We start from the raw sequence: 20,681 nt of genomic DNA, 5'->3' as shown, positions 1-20,681 counted from the left end.
ATAGATAACGTAGGGGACATGTCTGATGAACCTGCGGTCCCGCACATTCCCGACGAGGTGCTGAACCTTGCTCGAGCAGCCCGCCACGTCGCCGTCTTCAGCGGCGCCGGCATCTCCGCGGAATCCGGGGTTCCCACCTTTCGGGAGGTCCAGACGGGCCTCTGGGAGCAGTACTCCGCGCAGGATCTCGCCACCCCCGAGGCGTTCGAGAACGATCCGGACGTGGTGCACACCTGGTACCGCTGGCGGGCATCGCTGATCCAGGGCGTCCAGCCCAACCCCGGGCACCTGGCGCTCGCCCACTGGCAGCAGCGGCTCCGCTCGAGCGGAGGAACACTGAGCATCGCGACTCAGAACGTGGATGACCTGCACGAACGTGCCGGAGCCGAGGTCCTCGCCCACCTCCACGGCAGCATCATGGCCCACCACTGCCACGAGTGCGGAGCCCCGGCCGAGCTCACCACACCCCAGTACGACGGCGCCCAGCCACCGTCCGAGCCGGAGGAGCCACCGCTCTGCCAGGTCTGTGAGCAGGGGATGGTCCGACCCTCGGTGGTCTGGTTCGGCGAACCCCTGCCGATGGAGGATTTCGAGCGCACGGCCGAAGCCATGCGCGCCGCAGACCTGATTCTGGTGGTCGGCACCTCGGGGCTGGTCCAGCCGGCGGCCTCGCTGCCGCTGCTGGGCATGGAACGCGGGACGCCCCTGATCGAGATCAACCCCGAGTCCACCGAGCTCAGTGACGCCATGCACCACCGGCTGCGAGGCCCCGCGGGGGAGATGCTTCCGGCTCTGATGCAGGCGCTGGGGGTGGACTGAACTCATGCTCTGGCTCTCACTGCTCGCACTGGTCCTGCTCGTCGGCGTGGCCGCTGCCATCCTGGGCCGCTGGGAAGGTGCTGCGGTCCCCGAACCCGATGGTTCTGCCGCAGCGACCTCCGACGTGGAGGATCTGCTGCGCCGTCGTGCGCAGACGGAGATCACCTCCGCGGACCTCGAAGAGCTGCGCCTGGACTCCGCGGTCCGCGGATACCGCATGGACCAGGTGGACGGGCTGCTCGATGCGCTCGAAGCGCAGCTGCGTGAGGCAGAGGCGCAGCGGGACAGGGCCGATCGGGACTCCCCGGAGCTCCCCACCCGGACCTCTGACAAGGGCGAATCTGCATCCCGCGGAGGGGAGCCCGATTCCGGATTTCATCGAGCGGAGTGACATTCCTCGCAGATGCGAGATAATAGAGTGAGTTCAGGCGCTGGATCTCTGCATCAGGCATGGACACGCACGCTATAGAACTTCAGAAGGGATGCACTCGATGGCTGCAATGAAACCGCGTACTGGCGACGGTCCGATGGAGGTCACTCAGGAGGGACGCAGCCTGATCATGCGGGTGCCGATCGACGGAGGGGGCCGGCTGGTCCTCGAGATCAACAACGAAGAGGCTCAGGCACTCAAGCAGTGCCTGATCAAAGCCGTCGGAGAATGACCTGCTGTTCGGGCCGGACGCGTTCAGCGTGCCCGGCCTGAACTGTTCCGGCTCCCGGGCTCAGCGGCGGGCCGCCACCAGAAGTCCCGTCCCGGCACCGAGCATCGAGGTCTGGACGCGCCCGTCCTCCTGGAGACTCTTCTCCAGAGACCTCATGACCTGCGTGGAGTCCTCTCTGACTGCAGGCCGAGGGACCCGATCGTGGTCCAGCGCATCATTGATGATCAACAGCCCCGCGGGTCGCAGCAGCCGGATGCCCTGCTCCGCGTAGTCCCCGACACGCGCGGCGTCCGCATCTATGAGGACCACGTCGTAAGCGCCAGTGGTCAGCCGCGCCAACACCTGTTGGGCTCGCCCGGTGATCAATCGGGCTCGAGACGCGGGAAGACCGGCATCCTTGAAGGTCTCACGCGCCGCCTGGATATGGTCGGCCTCATAATCGATGCTGGTCAGGACCGCGTCGGCGCGTGCTCCGCGCAACAAAGCCAGCCCGGAGACCCCCACGCCGGTGCCCACCTCGACCAGCGCATGCGCCTGCGTCGCCGCGGCGAGCACGGTCAGCAGGGCGGCGACGCCGGGGCTCGCGGGACGCACCCCGATCTCCTCGGCCCGGACGCGAGCCTGGGCCAGTGCCGGCTCCTCCTCAGCGTGCTGCTCGGCGTAGGCCCAGCTCGAATGTTTGACCGGATGCTGGGGCTGCTGAGCTTTCATGGGTCCTTCTCTGAACACGAATGTGATGACGCAGGGACGGTGCGCGCTCTTCTGTGGGTCGAGTGCAAGGGGAGTCACCGAGGAACGGATTCTCGGATACTGATAGATTTCCAGAAAAATTTCAGGTTCTGCTCAGTTCTACCCCTCATGATAATCAGGATGACAAGGCACGATTCAAGTACTCCGCTCGTTCGCGGGGCCAGCACCGGTGAATCGCACCGCAGCTGGCCAGGTGCTGCGACCGCTCATGAAGCCACCCGTCCGCGCGCCGGGTGGCTTGTTGTGCTCTCCCTGATCGTCCTGGTGCTGCTGGGCGTGCTCGTGTTCGTGGCGGCCTGGGTGGTCGGCGGACGAGCCCTGCCCCAGATCAGCTCCGTCCAGTCGCTTCTGCCCCAGGGCTCGCAGAGCAGCGAGACCCAGCAGGAGGGTGACGGCGAGCTGACGAACCCCGGCGTGCCGCTCACCAGCACCGATCTGAATCTGATCCCTGTAGATGACCCCGATTCGGTGCTGCCCGGATCGCCGGACACCACGGAGATCCAGCAGATCCCATTGGACAGCCTCAACGCGCTCAAGAGCCTGGGCTGGTCCGTGCCGCATCTCTCAGGGTTCGGGCTCGCGACCGAGTACGCCGAGACCGGCGTCGTCGCGGGGATCCGCACGGTGCAGATCCGACTCACCGACGGCGAACACCATCTCGACGTCTCCGAGACGAGACCCGAGGAGGCCGGAGTGGAGATGGCGCCGCTGGAGTCGAAGCTGGCGAGCGCGGTCGATGTCTCGGACGCCCGCAAGGAGAACATCACGCTGCGCACCGGCGACGAGTGCCAGCTCTACATCTCCGAAGACGAGGAGCAATGGACCGCCGCCATGGAGAGCGGCAGGGTCCAGTACGTGGTGAGCTCCGATCTGCCGGAGACCGCGGCGGAGCAGATCTCCAACTGGGTCATGGCCACCGACCGCTCACGGGTCCAGGTCCTGCCCATCGTGCCCTCGGGCTCCGAGCGGCTGGAGCGCGGCTTCGAGGAGCTGCTCGACTGGCTCACAGACTGATCGGTCGCTGAGGGTAGGCTTGGTCTGTGACCGGTATCAACGCTTATGAGTTCGTCATTCTGGTGGTGCTCGCACTGGTCATCCTTGGACCGGAGCGACTGCCCCAATATGCGCGCAACCTGGCGCGCTGGGTCCGGCAGGCCCGTGACATGGCCGAAGACGCCAAGGGTCGATTCAAGGACGAGACCGGCACCGACTTCGACGACGTGGACTGGAAGCGGTACGACCCTCGGCAGTACGACCCGCGGCGCATCATCCGAGAGGCGCTGAGCGACGAATACTCCGAAGACTTCCGCGACGCCCGCTCCGCGGTCACCGGGACTCTGGATTCCGCTCGGAAGGCGACCGACCCGCGAGAACTCTTCCGCAGCAGCAAGCCGAATGGCCGAACCACTGCCAGTGGCGTCCCAGCGAGCTCCGCGTCCCGCGCCGCGGGTACGGCCGGTGCCGCTGGTTCAGCTCTCGCTGCCGGAATGGCCGGGGCGGGCTCCCGCGACGGCGCTGTGCCGCAAGAACCAGAGGACTCCGCGCAGGCCGCTCCCTTCGACAGCGAAGCCACCTGAGTCCCCACCCCCTGCGTTTTACCCCGCGTCGTGTGGAATACCCGCCGGACGGTCACCCCGGTAAAACACGTGCGGCCCGGTAAAACGCTGGGACCGGGACCGGGACAGGGGAGGGGTATGGGCTCAGGAGGCCGGGCTGAAGGGGAGCTTGCGGCCGCTGATCCCGCGTGGCTGGACTGCGAGGCGGGCAGCGATGCCGCGCAGCGCGGTTCCGGCCGGTGACTCGGGAGCCGCGAGGACGACGGGCTCGCCGTCGTCGCCGGCTTCACGCAGGTGCATATCCAGCGGGACCGACCCCAGCAGCGGGACCTCGCTGCCCAGGGACTCGCTCAGCCGGTCCGCGACCAGCTGACCCCCGCCGCTGCCGAAGAGTTCGAAGCTTGTCCCGTCGGGCAGGGTCATCGGACCCATGTTCTCGATCACCCCTGCCACCCGCTGCTTGGTCTGTGAACTCAGCGCACCAGCACGCTCGGCGACGTTCGACGCCGCGAACTGCGGTGTGGTGACGACCAGCAGCTCCGAGCCTGGCAGCAGCTGAGCCACCGAGATCGCGATGTCACCGGTGCCGGGCGGGAGGTCCAGCAGCAGCACATCGAGATCGCCGAAGTGCACATCGGTGAGGAACTGCTCCACCGCGCGGTGCAGCATCGGCCCGCGCCAGGCCACAGCTTGGTTGCCGTCGACGAACATGCCGATGGAGATGGTCTTCACGCCATAGGCCACCGGCGGCAGGATCATCTCGTCCAGCCGGGTGGGCTTATCGGTGATGCCCATCAGGTCCGGGACCGAAAAGCCATGGATATCGGCGTCGATGATGCCGACCTTCAGCCCCTGCGCGGCCAGCGAGCAGGCGAGGTTCACCGTCACCGAGGACTTGCCCACACCGCCCTTGCCCGAAGCCACCGCATAGACCCTGGTCAGGCTCTCGGGCTGGGCGAACCTGTTGATCTTGCCGGTCTCCCCGCCGCGGAGGTGGTCCTTGAGCTCGGCACGCTCCTCCGGGGTCATCACGCCCAGCTCCACCGAGGCCGTGGAGACGCCCTCGGCGCGGACAGCCGCAGCGGTGACGTCTTCGACGATGCGGCTGCGCATCGGACAGGCCGCGATGGTGAGCTTCACGCCCACCTGCGCGGCACCTGCGTCATCGACGCTGATGTCCCCGACCATGCCCAGCTGGGTGATCGGGAGACGCAGCTCCGGATCGATCACCTCGGCGAGGCGCTGGCGGATACGTTCGGCGACGGTTGGATCAGACACCGCTCCAGTCTACGAGCCGGCACCCAACCCGCACTGCACTGGTCGAGGCTGCACCGGTTGCGATCGACTGCGACTGCGTGTGTGCCTGCATCTGCATCTGCGCCTACGAGTGTGACGGGCGAGCGGGAGCGGCTCCGCCGACCTGAGACAATAGGCACATGTCGATGAATGCTGGGACCAATTCAGGCGGGCTCAACACTGGCGGGCTTCCCCGCGGTGAGCTGCTGGGACGCTACCGCTCCTATGAGGACGCGCAGAAGGTGGTGGACCACCTGACCGCGGCGGAGGATTTCGACGTCAAGGCGCTGACGATCGTCGGCAATGACCTCCGATCCGTGGAGCACATCCGCACGCGGCTGACCTACCCCCGGGTGGCCCTCGGTGGCGCGGCGCAGGGTGCGATGTTCGGTGCCTTCATCGGACTGCTGATCTATCTGTTCAGCCCCGAGGCGAGCATCTACAACCTCGCCTTCTCCGTGGTGCTGGGCATGGCCATCTGGATGATCATCGGCGTGCTGGGCTTCGCCATGCGCAAGGGCCGCCGTGAGTACGCGTCCTCCTCGCAGCTGGTGGCCACCAGCTTCGACGTGGTCTGCGAGTTCGGCTCGGCACAGCGCGCACGCCAGCTGGTCGCCGGCGCAGGAGTGATGAGCTTGAACGCTTTCAACGACCCCACCTCCACCAGCATGAGCGGCGCCCCGCAGCAGCCGGCCGGCGCGCCACGGCCCTCGCCTCAGCCCGGACCCGGCCAGGGTGCAGCGGGCACCGAGCAGCAGGGCAGCACGACGACGACGGCGGCCCCGGACGCTCAGGCGTCCGAGTCACAGGCCCCGTCCGCCGGATATAACGATCTTCCCGACGGTCGGCCTCGCTACGGTGTGCGCGCCCCGCAGGAGCAGGCGGCCCAGGAGCCTGAGCCGCAGGTCACTGGTGAGCAGGCTGAGCGGGCAGAGTCGCCGGCTGAACAGACTGAGCCTGCCCAGGCTGAGCGGCCCGGACAGCGCGAGCAGCCCGAGTCCCACGAGGACACGCAGGCTGAACAGAACCCTCGCCCCTGAACTGACTGTGTCTGCGGGTTTCGACCCCTGAACGTGAAAACGCCCCGTCCGTCTGGAGCTCCAATGGAGTCCAGGGGACGGGGCGTTTCACTGTGAGTGCCAGCTCCGTGAGGAGCCGGTGCTCAGCGCTTGCGAATCAGACCTTGCGGCTGCCGCGGCGACCGGTGATGGCCTGCCAGATGAAGGCCACGATCACGCCGCCGCCGATGGCGAAGAGCCATGTGGGCAGATCGAAGAACGAGTCATTGACGTTGATGCCGAAGGCGGCGGAGGCGATGAAGCCGCCGAGCAGGGCGCCGAGCACACCGGTGACCAGTGCGGCGATCCATCCGCCGGCCTGCTTGCCGGGAAGGATGAGGCGTGCAATTGCACCTGCGATGAGGCCCAGTACGAGCCAAGCGATGATTCCCATGGAGTTCCTCCTGTGATTGTTTGAACCTGTCAGGTTCGACTGATTCCAGCGTATCCCTTGAAACCCAGGACCTCCGAACGCTTAGAGGCTGACAAGCGTCGAATTCATCACATTTAGATCGCCGCCATATCACGGTTATCCGCCGTGATTAACCGCTCTTCTTCTGCGCCCAGATCCCCTGCATCCAGGCCTCCACCTCCGGTGCGGTGCGGGGCAGCGACGCAGAGAGATTCTCCGCACCGTCCTCGGTGACCAGCACGTCATCCTCGATCCGCACGCCGATGCCGCGGAACTCCGCCGGCACCGCTAGATCCTCATTCTTGAAGTAGAGCCCCGGCTCGATCGTGAAGACCATGCCGGGTTCCAGCACGCCGTCCAGATACAGCTCGCGCTTGGCCTGCGCGCAGTCATGGACGTCCAGCCCGAGGTGATGGCTCGTGCCGTGAGGCATCCACCTGCGGTGATGCTGGCCACTCTCATCCAGGGCCTCCTCGAGGCTCACCGGCAGAAGCCCCCAGTCGTCGAGGTGCTCGGCGAGCACCTTCACCGCCACGGCGTGGATCTCCCGGAACTTGATGCCCGGGCGGACCACGGCGAACGCCGCGTCTGCCGCGGCGAGCACAGCCTCGTAGATCCGGCGCTGTACGGGGGTGAACTCTCCGGTGACCGGCAGGGTGCGGGTGATGTCTGCGGTGTAGAGAGACTCGGCCTCCACGCCGGCGTCGAGGAGCAGCAGCTCTCCCGGGTTCACCGCCCCGTGATTGCGGATCCAGTGCAGCACCGTGGCGTTGTTGCCCGAGGCCGCGATCGTGTCGTAGCCGAGGTCGTTGCCGTCCAGCCTGGCGCGGGCGAAGAACGCCCCCTCCACGATCCGCTCGCCGCGGGCATGACCCACTGCAGCGGGCAGGGCCGCGACCACATCGTGGAACCCGGCGATGGTGGCGTCCACCGAGGTGCGCAGCTGTTCGACCTCCCAGCTGTCCTTGACCAGGCGCAGCTCGGAGAGGGATTCCAGCAGCTCGCCGTCGTAGGCATCGGAGGTCTCCAGGTCCACCGCGGTGTTGATGCGTGAGGTGTCCACCAGGGCGTCGACGTTCAGGTCCACCTCGCGCAGCAGCCGCAGACGGGTTCCGCCGAACTCCACGGGACCCGCGTTCTTGGTCACGGCCACCTCCAGCGCGCCGGTGTCTCCGGTGCGGATGCCGAGCCGCTGGGAGAACTCCTCCAGGCCGGGGCGGGGCCCGATCCAGAACTCACCGTGGCGGGCATCGGCGTAGAAGGCCTCCGAGTCTCGCCCCGCCATCGGCGTGAAGTACAGCGTGACCTCGTGGCCGGAGCCGTCGTCGCCGGTGCCCTCCTCGACCGGCTCGAAGACCAGCACGGCACCTGCCTCATGGTCCAGGCCGAGGCCGGACAGGTGGGCGAAGGCCGAGTGCGGGCGGAAGCGGTAGTCGGTGTCATTCGAGCGGACCTTCAACGGCCCGGCGGGGATCACCAGCCGCTCGCCCGGGAACTGCGCGGACACGGCGGCGCGGCGTCGGGCGGCGTAGGAGGCGACCTCATCGCGCTCATGCGTCACGCGCTCGGCCGGAGCCCAGCTCGAGGCCATGAACTCCTTGAACGCCTCCGAGGTGGGGCGCTGCGAGCGGTTGTTCACGCGATCCCCGAGCTCCTGCGCGGAGGCTGCGGCGACGAGGTCGAATTCTTCAGGATTCTCGGAACTGGTCATGGTCCCAGTCTAGGTGCGCCTCCGGGGCCTGGCCGGAGGCGGCAGCCCGGTAGGCTGAGGCGCATGAGCGTGGACCTGCACACCCATTCCAACGTCTCCGACGGCACCGAAGCTCCCGCTGAGGTGATCGCCGCCGCGGCGGCCGCGGGACTGGAAGGTCTGGCGCTGACCGATCACGACACCACCGCCGGCTGGGACGAGGCCATCGCCGCCGCGAGGCAGCACGGGGTCATGCTGCTGCCCGGCATGGAGATCACCACACTCACCGAGAACGGGATCAGCGTCCATCTGCTGAGCTACCTCCACGATCCGCTCCACGCCGGACTCTCCTCGGCGGTCGCCGAAGCCCGCGACGGTCGCATGCACCGAGCCCGACGCATCGCCGAACGCCTCTCCGTGGACTTCCCGCTGACCTGGGAGACGGTCGAGCAGCACGTGAGCACCGGAGCCACCGTGGGCCGCCCGCACCTCGCCGACGCCCTGGTGGGCATCGGAGCCGTGGCCGATCGCCAGGAGGCCTTCGACCACCTGCTCCACGCCGGATCTCCGTATTACGTGAGCCAGCACAACATGCACCCGACGACGGCGATCGAGCTGGTCCGCGCTGCCGGGGGAGTCCCGGTGCTGGCCCACGGGATGGCCTCGGCCCGCGGTCGCACCGTCAGCGCCGCGCAGCTCGAGGAGATGGTCGATGCGGGCCTCGCCGGGGTGGAGGTCCACCACCGCGACAACCCCGAATCCGGCCGCACCGTGCTGCGCGCCCTCGCCGCCCGCCACGACCTGCTCGTCACCGGGTCCTCCGACTATCACGGCACCGGCAAGGCGAACCTGATCGGGGAGAACACCACCGATTGGGACACGGTGGAGACGCTGTGCGGGCTCGCCACCGGTATCGAGCCGATCCGTCCGTGACAGGTCCGGGCGTCCGCGCCGTCCCAGCCCTAGACTGGGCCCATGAACGAAAGCATGAGGGACCCTGCCGGCGTCGTCCGCGCCAAACGGCTGCCTCGTGAGCAGCGTCGCAGGCAGCTGCTGGACTGTTCGCTGCAGGTCTTCGTCGCCAAGGGATACCACGGCGCCTCGATGGACGACATCGCCGAGATCGCCCAGGTCTCCAAGCCGGTGCTCTACCAGCACTTTCCGGGCAAGCACGAGCTCTTCCTCGGACTGCTCGACACCCACCTGGCCCAGCTCGAGTACGAGCTGACCCAGGCGCTGGCCACCAGCGCGGACAACAAGGAACGCGTCCAGGCCACCATGGCCACCTTCTATGAGTTCATCGCCCGCAAGGACGAGGCCTACCGGCTGGTCTTCACCTCGGGGATGGACAACGACGAGGAGGTCGAAGACCGCCTCGAGCGCTTCCATGACGCGATGGCCGGAGCCATCGCCGAGGTGATCGCCGACGACACCGGTCAGCCGATGGCCGAGGCCACCATGCTGGGTCACGGGCTGATCGGCATGGCGCTCTCGGCGGCACGGCACTGGAGCCGGCTCTCCGAGCGCCCGGACCAGGAGGTCTCCTCCCAGCTGACCGCGCGTTTGGCTTGGCGCGGAATCTCGGGCTTCCCCAAGGAGTCTGAGAGCACCGAGGGCGCACAATAGGTAGTATCGAGACAGGTAAACTCGCCCACGCCTGACGCAGGCGTCCGTCTCCGGACCGCTGCGGCTCTGATCAAGTGGGCGTTGACCCACGGATTCAAGGAGTTGGCATGGAAGTACGTATCGGCATTCAGCACGTCTCACGCGAGATCGTCATCGAGACCGAGGCCAAGCCCGAAGAGATCGAACAGGCCGTTGCCGCCGCCATCGAAGGCAAGCAGACGCTGCTGAGCCTTCAGGACCGCCGCGGCAAGAAGATCGTGGTCCCCGTGGCCTCCATCGGCTATGTGGAGATCGGCTCCGACACAAAACAGACTGTCGGCTTCGCAGCCGCAGTCGCCTAATGAAAGTACCTATGACTGAACAGACCACCGAGTCATCAGCCGCCGAGACTGACGCCCCCATCTCCGCCGCTCATCCTGAACTCGTCGAGGCTGTCGAAGCCTCCAGCCTCACCTTCGCAGATTTCAACGTGCGCCCCGAGATCGTCGAGGCCCTCGCCGCGAAGGGCATCACCACCCCCTTCCCGATCCAGGCCGAGACCCTGCCGATCGCGCTGGGCGGCTATGACATCATCGGCCAGGCCAAGACCGGCACCGGCAAGACGCTGGGCTTCGGCATTCCTGCCATCCAGCGCGTCACCAGCCCCGACGACGCCGGCTATGACGACCTTCCGGCCCCCGGAGCGCCCCAGGCGCTCATCGTCGCTCCCACCCGTGAGCTCGCCGTGCAGGTGGCCGCGGACATCAAGGTCGCGGCCGCCCGCCGCGGCATCCGCGTGGCCACGATCTACGGCGGCCGTGCCTACGAGCCGCAGATCGAAGAGCTCGACCGCGGTGTGGAGATCGTCGTCGGCACCCCCGGCCGACTGATCGACCTGCACCGCCAGCGTCATCTGAAGCTCAAGAACGTCAACATCGTGGTCCTCGACGAGGCCGACGAGATGCTCGACCTCGGCTTCCTCCCCGATGTGGAGACCCTGCTCTCCGCCGTCCCGGAGATCGGTCGCCAGACCATGCTCTTCTCCGCGACCATGCCCGGCCCCGTGGTCGCCATGGCCCGCCGCTACATGTCCAAGCCGACCCACATCTCCGCGGCAGACCCGCTGGACGAGGGCATCACCAAGAAGGACATCCGGCAGCTGGTCTACCGCGCGCACCACCTGGACAAGGACGAGGTCATCGCCCGTCTGCTCCAGGCTGAGGGTCGCGGTCGCACGATCGTGTTCACCCGCACCAAGCGCCAGGCAGACCGGCTCTCCGCCGAGCTGATCTCCCGCGGGTTCGCCGCCGGCGCGATCCACGGCGACCTCGGCCAGGGTGCTCGTGAGCAGGCCCTGCGTGCCTTCCGCAACGAGAAGATCGACGTCCTGGTCGCCACCGACGTCGCCGCTCGCGGCATCGACGTCACAGACATCACCCACGTCATCAACCTCACTGCTCCGGACGACGAGAAGGCCTACCTTCACCGCGTCGGACGCACCGGCCGCGCGGGGAAGACCGGCATCGCCGTGACCTTCGTGGACTGGGAGGACATGCCGAAGTGGAAGCTCATCGACAAGGCGCTCGGCCTGGGCATCCCGGAACCGATCGAGACCTACTCCTCCTCGCCGCACCTCTACGAGGACCTCGACATCCCCAAGGGCACCAAGGGACGCCTGCCCCGGCATAAGCGTTCCAAGGCCGGTCTGGACGCCGAGGAGCTCGAGGATCTGGGCGGACCCGAGAAGCGCCAGTCCCGCGGCGGACGCTCCGGCGACCGCGAGGGTGGCCGTGGTGGCCGGTCCAGTGATGGCGGACGTGGCGGACGCGACTCAGACAAGGCCGGCAGCGGTCGCGGTGGACGCGACGGCGGGCGTGGACGAGGCCGCGGAGAGGACTCCGCCAAGGAGTCTCAGCCCGCCGCGGAAGGTTCCGCACCGCGCAGCCGCAATCGCCGTCGCACCCGCACCGAAGACTCAGGCTCCACCGCTGAAGCAGCACCTGCGGAGTCAGCTGCGCCGTCCGAGGGCGGCGAATCTGCCACGCAGCCCAGGCGGCGCCGTCGTCGTCGCGGTGGCTCCGGCTCAGGCGGCGGGAACGCCTCCAGCGAGAGCTGAACGGCCCAGGGGTGACTTCCGGGGACACCGCTGCGGCGAGCAGCCGCGGCTTCGATCCAGCCGGGCCCTCTCAGGTGATCGAGGGCGAGAACCTCGATCACCTTCCGGGCCTGCCGGACAGCTCCTTCACCATGGTCTACCTGGACCCGCCCTTCAACACCGGGCGGGCCCAGCGGGCCACTGAGACCACCAACACCCGTCGCCCGCACGGCGAGGGCAACCGGGTCGGCTTCGCCGGGCGCAGCTATGACACCGTGCGCCGCGCGCTGGCCGAGTATGACGACTCCTTCACCGACTATTGGGAGTTCCTCGAGCCCCGGCTGCTGCATGCCTGGCGGCTGCTGACCGAGGACGGCACCCTCTACCTGCACCTGGACTACCGCGAGGTCCACTACGCCAAGGTGCTCTGCGACGCGATCTTCGGGCGGGAATCCTTCCTCAACGAGATCATCTGGGCCTATGACTATGGCGGGCGCACCAAGAAGCGCTGGCCGACCAAGCACGACACCATCCTGGTCTACGTGAAGAACCCCACGCGCTACTTCTTCAACGCCGAGGCGGTCGACCGGGAGCCCTATATGGCCCCGGGGCTCGTCACCGCGGAGAAGGCCGCCCTGGGCAAGCTGCCTACCGACGTCTGGTGGCACACCATCGTCTCGCCCACGGGCCGCGAGAAGACCGGGTACCCCACGCAGAAGCCGGTCGGACTGGTGCGGCGCATGGTGCAGGCCTCCTCGCGCCCCGGCGACTGGGTGCTTGACTGCTTCGCCGGCTCGGGCACCCTGGGCGCCGTCGCCGTCGAGACCGACCGCAGATTCATCCTGATGGATTCCTCTCCGCAGGCCCTCGATGTGATGGAGTCACGTCTGGGAGACCATGCGCAGATCCACCGGCACCACCTGATGGAGGCTTCATGATCGAATTTCGCCAGGTCGGCAAGACCTACCCGGACGGCACCACGGCGGTGGAGGAGTTCAGCCTCACTGTGCCCTCACACAGCACCGCCGTGCTGCTGGGATCCTCCGGCTGCGGAAAGACCACGCTGCTGCGCATGGTCAACCGCATGGTGGAGCCCAGCACGGGCAGCGTGCTGATCGACGACGAGGACATCTCCGGCGTGGAGCCGGTCGCGCTGCGGCGGCGCATCGGCTACGTCATGCAGCACTCCGGTCTGCTGCCCCACCGCCGGGTCATCGACAACATCGCCACCGTGCCCCGACTCAACGGCGCCTCCCGCGCCGACGCTCGCAAGCGCGGCTATGAGCTGATGGAGATCGTCGGCCTGGACGCCAAGCTGGGCCTGCGCTATCCCGGCCAGCTCTCCGGCGGCCAGCAGCAGCGGGTGGGCGTGGCACGCGGACTGGCGGCGGACCCGAACATCCTGCTCATGGACGAGCCCTTCGGCGCGGTGGATCCCCTGGTCAGGGTCGAGCTGCAGCGTGAGCTTGCGCGCGTGCAGGAGGAGCTGAAGAAGACCATCATCTTCGTCACCCACGACATCGACGAGGCTCTCACGCTCGGGGACCAGATCGTCGTGCTCAAGACCGGCGGGGCGGTGGCCGCCTCCGGCACCCCGGCCGAGCTGCTGTCGAACCGGCAGGACGAGTTCGTCTCCCGGTTCCTCGGGCTGGACTCCGGAGCCCGGTCTCTCTCGGCAGAGCAGACCGACGACGGCGAGCTGCTCATCTCCGACGCCCAGGGCCGCCCGCTGGGCGTGGTCCCGACGCAGACCGATCGCGCAGACCGTCCATGAGCTGGGTCCTGGAGAACCTAGACACCATCGGTGAGCTCACCCTGGTCCACCTGGCGCTCAGCCTGCCCGCCGTGGTCATCGCCTTCCTGGTCTCCATCCCGCTGGCCTGGGTCGCCAACCGCATCCGGGTCCTGCGTGAACCGCTGCTGACCGGCACCGGGCTGCTCTACGCCGTGCCCTCGCTGCCGCTGTTCATCCTGCTGCCCGCCGTGGTGGGGACCTCGGTGCGAGACCCGCTCAACGTGGTCATCGCGCTCTCGATCTTCGGGCTCGCGCTGATGGTCCGCTCCGCGGCCGAGGCGCTGGACGCCGTCACCGACGACGTGCGGACCTCCGCCACCGCGATCGGGTTCTCCGGGGTGGGTCGCTTCTTCACCGTGGAGCTGCCGCTGGCCGGGCCCGCACTGCTCGCCGGTGTGCGCGTGGTCTGCGTCAGCTCGATCAGCCTGGTCTCGGTCAGCGCCGTGCTCGGCGTCAACTCGCTCGGCTCACTGTTCACCGACGGATTCGCCCGCGACATCATCGGCTCCATCCTTGCCGGCATCGTGATGACCGTGGTGCTCGCGCTGATCTGCGATCTGCTGCTGGTGCTCGCAGGTCGGCTGCTGATGCCCTGGAACAAGAACGCGGCTGCCGTTCGTCCGCGACTCAGGAAGCGACGCACTCAGGAGGCGGCGGCATGAACAACATCGTCGAGGCGGTGCGCTGGCTGCTCACCGCGGATGCCTGGTCCGGAGCCGGAGGGCTCTGGGAACGGTCCATGGAGCACCTGGGCTACACGCTGATCGCGCTCGGGATCTCTGCCGCGCTGGCGCTGCCGCTGGGCCTGCTCATCGGACACACCGGCAAGGGCAGGGGAGTGTCCGTCGTCGCCACCGGCGCCGCCCGTGCCCTGCCCACCTTGGGACTGCTGACCCTGGTGGCACTGTTCACCGGGATCGGCCTGACCGCGCCCATGGTGGCTCTCGTGATCCTGGCGGCACCCTCCGTGCTCGCCGGCGCCTACGCAGGGGTGGAATCGGTGAACCCGGCGACGGTGGACGCCGCCCGTGCGCAGGGGATGAGCGGCTGGCAGGTGCTCACCCGGGTCGAGATCCCCCTCGGACTGCCGCTGATCCTCAGCGGACTGCGCCTCGCCGCGCTGCAGATCATCGCCACCGCCACACTCGCGGCCTATGTCGGAGCAGGTGGACTGGGACGTCCGCTGTTCCTGGGGCTGCGCACCTACGACTACCCGCTCATGCTCGGCACCTCGATCGTCGTGATCCTGCTCGCGATCCTCGTCGACGCGGTCTTCGGGACTGGTCAGCGCCTGATCCGCAGAATCCCCGGGCTCGCCGGACCGCAGCGCGCCCCGCGTGGAGAGCGGCGCGGCCGTCGTCGTGCGGTCGCTGCCGGGGGCTGACGCCTCGGACCTCCGGGGCATCGACGCTCTGGGGCATTGGAGGCTGACGCTTCACGCCTGCGAACGCTGACGCTTCGCCGTCACAACCCGACACTGGGGCCGAGTCCACCACCGGGTGCGCCCATAGTTTCCTATGATGGACTTCAGGACCAGTTGCCCCTGACGTGGGAGCTGCACAACGAAAGAGGATCAGACATGCGGACCACAAGACTCTGGGTCACAGGAACCATCGCCGCGCTGGCGCTGACCAGCTGCGGAGGAGACAGCGATCCCCTCGCCGAGGACTCCGAGGGTGACGCGGCCCAGGGCGACGCCCTGGTCATCGGCTCTCAGCAGTATTACTCCAACACGATCATCGCCGAGCTCTACGCGCAGGTGCTGGAATCCGAGGACATCGAGGTGGACCGCCAGTTCGACATCGGTCAGCGCGAGGTCTACGTCTCGGAGCTCGAGTCGGGCGCCATCGACATCTTCCCCGAGTACGCCGGAAACTTCCTGCAGTACTACGAGGAGTCCTCCGAGGCCGCCAGCCTGGAAGAGATCACCGCTCAGCTCGAGGAGGTCCTCCCCGACGGGCTGCGCGTGCTGGAGGCCGCCGAGGCCACCGACCAGGACAGCTTCGTGGTCACCGCGGAGTTCGCCGAGGAGAACGACCTCAGCGAAGTGGGCGACCTCGCCGGCCTGGAGGATCTGCAGATTGCCGCGAACGCCGAGTTCGAGGCCCGCCCCTACGGACCCGAGGGTCTGCAGGACGTCTACGGCGTGGAGATCACGCTGGTGCCGGTCGAGGCCGGCGGTGGCGCACTGACCGTGGACGCGCTGCGCGACGGCGACGTCGAGGTGGCAGACATCTACAGCGCCGATCCGGAGCTCGCCTCCGATGATCTGGTGGTGCTGGAGGATCCTGAGGAGCTGGTGCTCCCGCAGAACGTCATCCCTGTGGTCTCAGACCGCGTGGACGAGGAGGCTGCCGCGCTGATCAATGAGGTCAACGCCGCACTGACCCCCGATGAGCTCATCGCGCTGAACGGTCAGAGCGTGGACGAGCAGGCCGATCCGGCCGACGTCGCGTCGGAATGGCTCGCCGAGCAGGGTCTCGACTGAGCTGATCCCGCATGAAAGGCGGCCCGCCCGGAGGATTCTCCGGGCGGGCCGCTTTTCTGTGTCAGCCCGCCCGCGTGCCCCCGCCCCAAGCGCGAAAATCGTAGACCTCTAGCGAATCATAGAGCTATAGCACTACGACAACGACAGAGCTCTACGATTTTTTCGGGGGAGCAGGGGAGGGGCTCAGCCGGCGCGGCGGATGTTCAGATCGCGCACGGCGTCGATCCGTTCGATCTCGAACTCGCCGGGCCGGTGGTGCTGGCAGAAGCCGCCGGCGGGAACGTTCGTCAGGTAGCTGGCCATCTGGGTGAGCTCGGCCGCAGAGAAGTCCTCGGCGCGGCGGCGCTTAGCGGGGGTGGCCCGAGCAGTCTCCTCGCGCACGGGCACCTCGATGCCGTGCAGGTCCTGCAGCGCCCGCACGTAATCCTCGGTGCGTCCCTCGGCCGCCATCTCCCGGGCGCGCACGGTGGGAGTGTGCAGCATCTTGCGCACGATCCGTCGGACGGCGAACTCCACCTCTTCGGCGGCACCGGTGCAGCCATGCTGCTTGCGAACCTTGTCCATCTCTTCGTCCAGGAGCGACTGGGTGTGTCGGCGCAGCGCGACGATGGCGTCATCGGCGGTGCGTTCACGACGCTCGGTGAGGTAAGTCTCCACTGCCGAGCGCACGACGTCGCGTGCCTCCTCCACAGAGTCCTCGGTCTCCCCGGGGGCGGCCATCTTCACCGACTCCAGGGTGATCAGCTCCACGCCCTCCAGATCCGCCACATCGGGGTCGAAGTCATGGGAGAGCGCCAGGTCGATGATGGTCAGCGGCTTGTCCCGCGGGGCGTCCGCGGCGAGACCGGCGAGGTTGCGCACCTCTTTGGCGGTGATGCGCCGGTTCCCGCCCGAGCAGCCGATGATCACATCGGCCTCGCGGAAAGCACCGGGCAGCTCCTGCATCTGCAGCGCACGGGCATCGCCGGATCGTTCTGCGACGAACTCCTCGGCACGGCCGGAACCGGAGAAGACGCCGATGTCGGTGACCCCGCGCTCCACGAGCTGGGCCAGCGAGGTTCCGGAGTAGGCCCCGGTGCCGATCAGGACCACGGAGGCGCCGGGGTAGAAGGCGGTGCCGTCTCCGCGCATGTCCCCGGCGATGTCCAGGGCGACCGAGACGATGGACCGGCCCCGTGAACCCAGTGCGGTGCGGGTCCCGACATCCTTGGCGGTGCGGGAGGCGGTCTCGAAGAGCTTGGTGAGGTTTCCGGAGATCGTGCCGGCGTGCTGCGCGTCCGCCAGGGACTTGCGCACCTGCCCGGCGATCTCACGTTCCCCGATGACGGCGGAGTCCAGACCTGCGCCGACCTCGAAGAGATGCGAGACGGCGTCGTCCTCCACCAGGGTCCGGAAGGAGCGGCCGACCACGTCACGGTCCAGACCGGAGGACTGGGCGACGGCGTCGAGCAGCTCCTCGCGGGTGGACTGGACGACGTCGTGGGAGCTGCCGGTGGACTCGGCGTAGATCTCCATGCGATTGCAGGTCGCCAGGGTCACGGCAGGCATATGAACAGAACCGGCCAGATTGGCCGCTCCTGAGCTGAGTGTTCCCACGGTCTCGAGATCGAGCTCGGCGTGGGTGGCGACTAGAGAAATGAGTACCACGACGTCATTGATTCTACAGCGGGTCGAAGTGTGTCGCGGAAAAGTGGAGAATATGGCGTATGACTTCTGGATCCTTCGCCGGCATGGCCACGTCCTCCCCGGCCACCGGCACCGTCTCCGCCATTCCGCTGGCGGCCGCGCATTCTCGGGCCTCCGCCTCGCAGCTGCCCGCAGAGCACCCGCTCGTGAGCGGGCTGACCGCCGATTCGGCGCTGATCACGCAGTATCGCGGAGGGCGTAACACTGCGGGAGAGATCACACGCCCGCACCGCCGTCCCGTGTGGTTCATGCGTCAGGCCGGGCGTTCGCTGCCCGAATACCGGGCGCTGCGCGAGGGCACCACGATGCTCGACAGCTGCCTGGATCCCAAGCTCGCCTCCGAGATCACCCTGCAGCCGGTGCGACGCCACGACGTGGACGCCGCCATCTTCTTCTCCGACATCGTCATCCCGCTGCGCCTGGCCGGGATCGATGTGGAGATCGAGCCGGGTGTGGGCCCGGTGCTGGGCAAACCTGTGCGGACCCGCGCCGATGTGGACGCGCTGCCTACCCTCGACGACGCCGCCTTCGCCCCGATCACCGAAGCGATCGGGCGCATCGTGGCGGAGCTCGGCTCCACCCCGCTGATCGGCTTCGCCGGAGCCCCATTCACCCTGGCGGCCTACATGGTCGAGGGCAAGCCCTCCCGGGACCACCTCGGCCCGCGCACGATGATGCACGCGGACCCCGAGACCTGGAACGCGCTGGCAGCCTGGGCCGCCGAGGTGTCCGGACGCTTCATGCGCGCCCAGCTGATGGCCGGAGCCTCCGCCGCCCAGCTCTTCGACTCCTGGGCCGGCTCACTGAGCCGCGAGGACTACGCCCGTCACGTCCAGGCCCATTCGGCGGTGGCGCTGGCCCACGTGAAGGGCCTCGGCGGAACCACTCCGCAGGGCCACCGCGTCACCGCGCCGCTGGTCCACTTCGGCACCGGCACCGGGGAGATCCTGGACCTGATGAAGGAGGCCGGGGCCGACGTCGTCGGTGTCGACTACCGGCTGAACCTTGCTGAGGCGAGCCGCCGGGTCGGCGCAGAGACCCCTCTGCAGGGCAACATCGACCCTGCGCTGCTGCGCGCCGACTGGCCGGTGTTGGAGGCCCACGTCCGCGAGGTCATCGCGGCCGGCTCCGGTGCCGCCGGACATGTGCTCAACCTGGGTCACGGGGTCCCTCCGGAGACTGACCCGGATGTGCTCACCCGGGTGGTCAGCCTGATCCACGAGATCGGCTACGAGGACTGAGCTCTGCCTGCATGGACACCCGCGTGAACGCGCGCCAGAGCATGCCGCGCATCGCCGTGGTCGGCGGCGGCGTCGCCGGTCTCATCGCTGCCTGGGATCTGGCTCGCGCAGGCTGCTCGGTGGAGATCTTCGAGGCCGGAGACCGGCTGGGCGGAGCCATCGGCGCGCACACGATGTCCGGTGTCGCCTACGACGCCGGTGCTGAAGCCTTCGCCACGCGTTCACCTGTGGTGCCCCGGCTGCTCCACGAGCTGGGACTGCAGGATCTGGTCGTGGCGCCGCAGCATGCCATCGCCTGGCTGCAGCTGCCCGACGTGGCTGCCCCGCTCCCGGCCACCGGGATCCTCGGGATTCCTGCTGACCCGCTGGCGCCGGACGTGGTGGCGATCCTCGGGGAAGAGGCCGCGGCGCGAGCCGCCGAGGACCTGAACGCCCCGGTGGACGGCTGGGCGCAGGAGCACGCCTCCCGCGGCGGACGGATCACGCTGGGCGAGGTGGTCCGCGACCGCATGGGGCAGGACGTGCTGGACCGGCTGGTCACCCCCATCGTCTCCGGGGTCCATTCGGCCGAGCCGGATGACCTGGACATGAGCAACACCGCTCCAGGCGTCTTCGAGGCGATGCTGCGCGAGGGATCATTGGCCCGAGCCGTGGCGCAGGTCAGGTCCAAGGCGCCGGCCGGTTCCGCGGTGAACTCCCTGCATGGAGGGCTCAACCGACTGGTCGCCGCGCTTCAGGAGGAGCTTCTCCGCCTGGGGGCGGTCATTCGGCTGAACTCCCCGGTGAACGATCTCGGCGCACTTGATGTGGCCGAGACTGGGCATCCGGACCACATCATCCTGGCCCTCGACGCTCCGGCGGCCGTGCAGCTCGCCGCAGGAATGGTCGACCTCAGCGGCCTGGACCTGACCGGGCTGGGTGCGGTGCATTCCCAGCAGGAAACCCAGCATGAACCCGAGGCCCTAGCCCCCGGCGTCGCCCTGGTCTCCATGGTCCTGAATGCGCCGGAGCTCGATTCCCATCCGCGCGGCACCGGCGTGCTCGTGTCTCCGCATGTCACGGAGATCGGTGCCAAGGCGATGACCCACATCAGCTCCAAATGGGAGTGGGCGGACGCCGCGGTGACCCGGGCGCATGGACCCGGCCACCACGTGGTGCGGCTCTCCTACGGGAGGGTCGGGCAGAGCAGCCAGCGCAGCCTCGGCGCCGATTCCAGCGACGAGGAGCTGCAGCAGGCAGCCGCCCAGGACGTCGGCGCACTCTTCGGGGTGCCGATCGCCCCCGCACAGATCCTCGAGGCCAGCGTCATCCGCTGGCGCAAGGCGCTGCCGCAGACCTCGGCGGGTCATGCGGAACGGATCGCCGCCCTGCGCGCCCGGCTGACGGAGCAGCCTGCCGCGGGTGCCAGCGCCCCGGTGCTCCACATGACCGGCGCCTGGTTCGCCGGCACCGGCCTCGCCCGGGTGGTGCCGGACGCCCGCGCCACGGCCGCCGCGATCCTCAACAGCTCCTCGTGATCCCCGAGCCA

Annotated in this window: 22 protein-coding genes; 17 read left to right on the top strand and 5 right to left on the bottom strand. The window is 68.2% G+C overall.

Annotated features, from left to right (window positions below; translation table 11 throughout):
- Nucleotides 1-18 precede the first annotated feature (18 nt).
- The 3 genes from H4W26_RS05595 to H4W26_RS05585 all read left to right on the top strand — a co-directional run bounded on the left by H4W26_RS05595 (nt 19) and on the right by H4W26_RS05585 (nt 1,481).
- Nucleotides 19-819: an SIR2 family NAD-dependent protein deacylase gene (locus H4W26_RS05595; protein WP_192591123.1), complete on the top strand. Its 801-nt coding sequence runs from the start codon at nt 19-21 to the stop codon at nt 817-819.
- A gap of 4 nt (nt 820-823) precedes the next feature.
- Nucleotides 824-1,210, top strand: a complete 387-nt coding sequence (locus H4W26_RS05590; protein WP_192591122.1) for a DivIVA domain-containing protein — start codon at nt 824-826, stop codon at nt 1,208-1,210.
- Between the two features lie 100 nt (nt 1,211-1,310).
- On the top strand, nt 1,311-1,481 hold the full coding sequence (locus tag H4W26_RS05585; RefSeq protein WP_084479395.1) for a DUF3117 domain-containing protein: 171 nt from the start codon (nt 1,311-1,313) through the stop codon (nt 1,479-1,481).
- 60 nt (nt 1,482-1,541) lie between these two features.
- Here the strand turns inward: H4W26_RS05585 and H4W26_RS05580 are convergent, their stop codons facing one another.
- A complete protein-coding gene (locus H4W26_RS05580; RefSeq protein ID WP_192591121.1) occupies nt 1,542-2,192 on the bottom strand; it encodes an O-methyltransferase in 651 nt (216 codons plus the stop codon).
- 159 nt (nt 2,193-2,351) lie between these two features.
- Between H4W26_RS05580 and H4W26_RS05575 the strand changes: the two genes are divergently transcribed.
- Together H4W26_RS05575 and H4W26_RS05570 are read left to right on the top strand one after the other, a co-directional pair.
- On the top strand, nt 2,352-3,245 hold the full coding sequence (locus H4W26_RS05575) for a hypothetical protein (protein ID WP_192591120.1): 894 nt from the start codon (nt 2,352-2,354) through the stop codon (nt 3,243-3,245).
- A gap of 26 nt (nt 3,246-3,271) precedes the next feature.
- Nucleotides 3,272-3,808, top strand: coding sequence for a Sec-independent protein translocase family protein (locus H4W26_RS05570; protein WP_192591119.1), 537 nt, complete (start codon nt 3,272-3,274; stop codon nt 3,806-3,808).
- Nucleotides 3,809-3,931: 123 nt separating this feature from the next.
- On the opposite strand, the gene H4W26_RS05565 is transcribed toward H4W26_RS05570, so the two are convergent.
- Nucleotides 3,932-5,065, bottom strand: coding sequence for an Mrp/NBP35 family ATP-binding protein (locus H4W26_RS05565; protein ID WP_192591118.1), 1,134 nt, complete (start codon nt 5,063-5,065; stop codon nt 3,932-3,934).
- A gap of 158 nt (nt 5,066-5,223) precedes the next feature.
- Between H4W26_RS05565 and H4W26_RS05560 the strand changes: the two genes are divergently transcribed.
- Nucleotides 5,224-6,123 (top strand): general stress protein, encoded by a 900-nt coding sequence (locus H4W26_RS05560; RefSeq protein WP_192591117.1) that lies wholly within the window; start codon nt 5,224-5,226, stop codon nt 6,121-6,123.
- Nucleotides 6,124-6,259: 136 nt separating this feature from the next.
- Here H4W26_RS05560 and H4W26_RS05555 read toward each other — a convergent pair whose 3' ends face one another.
- Together H4W26_RS05555 and H4W26_RS05550 are read right to left on the bottom strand one after the other, a co-directional pair.
- Nucleotides 6,260-6,535 (bottom strand): GlsB/YeaQ/YmgE family stress response membrane protein, encoded by a 276-nt coding sequence (locus tag H4W26_RS05555; protein ID WP_192591116.1) that lies wholly within the window; start codon nt 6,533-6,535, stop codon nt 6,260-6,262.
- Nucleotides 6,536-6,683: 148 nt separating this feature from the next.
- Nucleotides 6,684-8,264 carry an aminopeptidase P family protein gene (locus H4W26_RS05550; RefSeq protein WP_192591115.1) on the bottom strand — a complete coding sequence of 527 codons (1,581 nt, stop codon included), beginning with the start codon at nt 8,262-8,264 and terminating at the stop codon, nt 6,684-6,686.
- Nucleotides 8,265-8,327: 63 nt separating this feature from the next.
- On the opposite strand from H4W26_RS05550, the gene H4W26_RS05545 reads away from it, so the two are divergent.
- From H4W26_RS05545 to H4W26_RS05505, 9 genes are all read left to right on the top strand, one after another.
- Nucleotides 8,328-9,176: a PHP domain-containing protein gene (locus H4W26_RS05545; protein WP_192591114.1), complete on the top strand. Its 849-nt coding sequence runs from the start codon at nt 8,328-8,330 to the stop codon at nt 9,174-9,176.
- Between the two features lie 42 nt (nt 9,177-9,218).
- The gene (locus H4W26_RS05540) at nt 9,219-9,869 is read left to right on the top strand and encodes a TetR/AcrR family transcriptional regulator (RefSeq protein ID WP_192591113.1); all 651 of its coding nucleotides are present in this window, start codon (nt 9,219-9,221) and stop codon (nt 9,867-9,869) included.
- A gap of 107 nt (nt 9,870-9,976) precedes the next feature.
- The gene (locus H4W26_RS05535; RefSeq protein WP_192591112.1) at nt 9,977-10,210 is read left to right on the top strand and encodes a DUF3107 domain-containing protein; all 234 of its coding nucleotides are present in this window, start codon (nt 9,977-9,979) and stop codon (nt 10,208-10,210) included.
- A gap of 11 nt (nt 10,211-10,221) precedes the next feature.
- Nucleotides 10,222-11,964: a DEAD/DEAH box helicase gene (locus H4W26_RS05530; protein WP_192591111.1), complete on the top strand. Its 1,743-nt coding sequence runs from the start codon at nt 10,222-10,224 to the stop codon at nt 11,962-11,964.
- Between the two features lie 11 nt (nt 11,965-11,975).
- A complete protein-coding gene (locus tag H4W26_RS05525; protein WP_318779778.1) occupies nt 11,976-12,881 on the top strand; it encodes a DNA-methyltransferase in 906 nt (301 codons plus the stop codon).
- Complete coding sequence (locus tag H4W26_RS05520; RefSeq protein ID WP_192591110.1) at nt 12,878-13,717, top strand: ABC transporter ATP-binding protein; 840 nt, start codon at nt 12,878-12,880, stop codon at nt 13,715-13,717. The genes H4W26_RS05525 and H4W26_RS05520 overlap by 4 nt, the downstream gene beginning before the upstream one ends.
- Nucleotides 13,714-14,400: an ABC transporter permease gene (locus H4W26_RS05515; protein WP_192591109.1), complete on the top strand. Its 687-nt coding sequence runs from the start codon at nt 13,714-13,716 to the stop codon at nt 14,398-14,400. Before H4W26_RS05520 ends, H4W26_RS05515 begins: the two co-directional genes overlap by 4 nt.
- Nucleotides 14,397-15,122: an ABC transporter permease gene (locus tag H4W26_RS05510; protein WP_192591108.1), complete on the top strand. Its 726-nt coding sequence runs from the start codon at nt 14,397-14,399 to the stop codon at nt 15,120-15,122. Before H4W26_RS05515 ends, H4W26_RS05510 begins: the two co-directional genes overlap by 4 nt.
- 195 nt (nt 15,123-15,317) lie before the next feature.
- A complete protein-coding gene (locus H4W26_RS05505) occupies nt 15,318-16,226 on the top strand; it encodes an ABC transporter substrate-binding protein (protein WP_192591107.1) in 909 nt (302 codons plus the stop codon).
- A 183-nt stretch (nt 16,227-16,409) separates the two neighbouring features.
- Here the strand turns inward: H4W26_RS05505 and H4W26_RS05500 are convergent, their stop codons facing one another.
- A complete protein-coding gene (locus H4W26_RS05500) occupies nt 16,410-17,873 on the bottom strand; it encodes a glutamyl-tRNA reductase (protein ID WP_192591106.1) in 1,464 nt (487 codons plus the stop codon).
- Between the two features lie 59 nt (nt 17,874-17,932).
- Here H4W26_RS05500 and hemE point away from each other — a divergent pair, with 59 nt between their 5' ends.
- The gene (gene hemE / locus H4W26_RS05495) at nt 17,933-19,153 is read left to right on the top strand and encodes a uroporphyrinogen decarboxylase (protein ID WP_192591105.1); all 1,221 of its coding nucleotides are present in this window, start codon (nt 17,933-17,935) and stop codon (nt 19,151-19,153) included.
- Between the two features lie 11 nt (nt 19,154-19,164).
- Nucleotides 19,165-20,670, top strand: coding sequence for a protoporphyrinogen oxidase (gene hemG, locus H4W26_RS05490; protein ID WP_192591104.1), 1,506 nt, complete (start codon nt 19,165-19,167; stop codon nt 20,668-20,670).
- Nucleotides 20,671-20,681 lie beyond the last annotated feature (11 nt).

It is taken from the genome of Nesterenkonia halotolerans, from assembly GCF_014874065.1.
Classification (GTDB): Bacteria; Actinomycetota; Actinomycetes; order Actinomycetales; family Micrococcaceae; genus Nesterenkonia; species Nesterenkonia halotolerans.
This window is presented reverse-complemented; position numbering and strand designations above follow the sequence as displayed.

Excerpts from the sequence above, each read along its gene's own strand:
- hemE (WP_192591105.1), top strand. The coding sequence starts at position 17,933 with ATGACTTCTGGATCCTTCGCCGGCATGGCCACGTCCTCCCCGGCCACC.
- H4W26_RS05505 (WP_192591107.1), top strand. The coding sequence starts at position 15,318 with ATGCGGACCACAAGACTCTGGGTCACAGGAACCATCGCCGCGCTGGCG.
- H4W26_RS05520 (WP_192591110.1), top strand. The coding sequence starts at position 12,878 with ATGATCGAATTTCGCCAGGTCGGCAAGACCTACCCGGACGGCACCACG.
- H4W26_RS05540 (WP_192591113.1), top strand. The coding sequence starts at position 9,219 with ATGAACGAAAGCATGAGGGACCCTGCCGGCGTCGTCCGCGCCAAACGG.
- H4W26_RS05560 (WP_192591117.1), top strand. The coding sequence starts at position 5,224 with ATGTCGATGAATGCTGGGACCAATTCAGGCGGGCTCAACACTGGCGGG.
- H4W26_RS05575 (WP_192591120.1), top strand. The coding sequence starts at position 2,352 with ATGACAAGGCACGATTCAAGTACTCCGCTCGTTCGCGGGGCCAGCACC.
- H4W26_RS05515 (WP_192591109.1), top strand. The coding sequence starts at position 13,714 with ATGAGCTGGGTCCTGGAGAACCTAGACACCATCGGTGAGCTCACCCTG.
- H4W26_RS05555 (WP_192591116.1), bottom strand. The coding sequence starts at position 6,535 with ATGGGAATCATCGCTTGGCTCGTACTGGGCCTCATCGCAGGTGCAATT.
- H4W26_RS05535 (WP_192591112.1), top strand. The coding sequence starts at position 9,977 with ATGGAAGTACGTATCGGCATTCAGCACGTCTCACGCGAGATCGTCATC.
- H4W26_RS05585 (WP_084479395.1), top strand. The coding sequence starts at position 1,311 with ATGGCTGCAATGAAACCGCGTACTGGCGACGGTCCGATGGAGGTCACT.
- hemG (WP_192591104.1), top strand. The coding sequence starts at position 19,165 with ATGGACACCCGCGTGAACGCGCGCCAGAGCATGCCGCGCATCGCCGTG.
- H4W26_RS05510 (WP_192591108.1), top strand. The coding sequence starts at position 14,397 with ATGAACAACATCGTCGAGGCGGTGCGCTGGCTGCTCACCGCGGATGCC.
- H4W26_RS05530 (WP_192591111.1), top strand. The coding sequence starts at position 10,222 with ATGACTGAACAGACCACCGAGTCATCAGCCGCCGAGACTGACGCCCCC.
- H4W26_RS05580 (WP_192591121.1), bottom strand. The coding sequence starts at position 2,192 with ATGAAAGCTCAGCAGCCCCAGCATCCGGTCAAACATTCGAGCTGGGCC.
- H4W26_RS05595 (WP_192591123.1), top strand. The coding sequence starts at position 19 with ATGTCTGATGAACCTGCGGTCCCGCACATTCCCGACGAGGTGCTGAAC.
- H4W26_RS05545 (WP_192591114.1), top strand. The coding sequence starts at position 8,328 with ATGAGCGTGGACCTGCACACCCATTCCAACGTCTCCGACGGCACCGAA.
- H4W26_RS05550 (WP_192591115.1), bottom strand. The coding sequence starts at position 8,264 with ATGACCAGTTCCGAGAATCCTGAAGAATTCGACCTCGTCGCCGCAGCC.
- H4W26_RS05590 (WP_192591122.1), top strand. The coding sequence starts at position 824 with ATGCTCTGGCTCTCACTGCTCGCACTGGTCCTGCTCGTCGGCGTGGCC.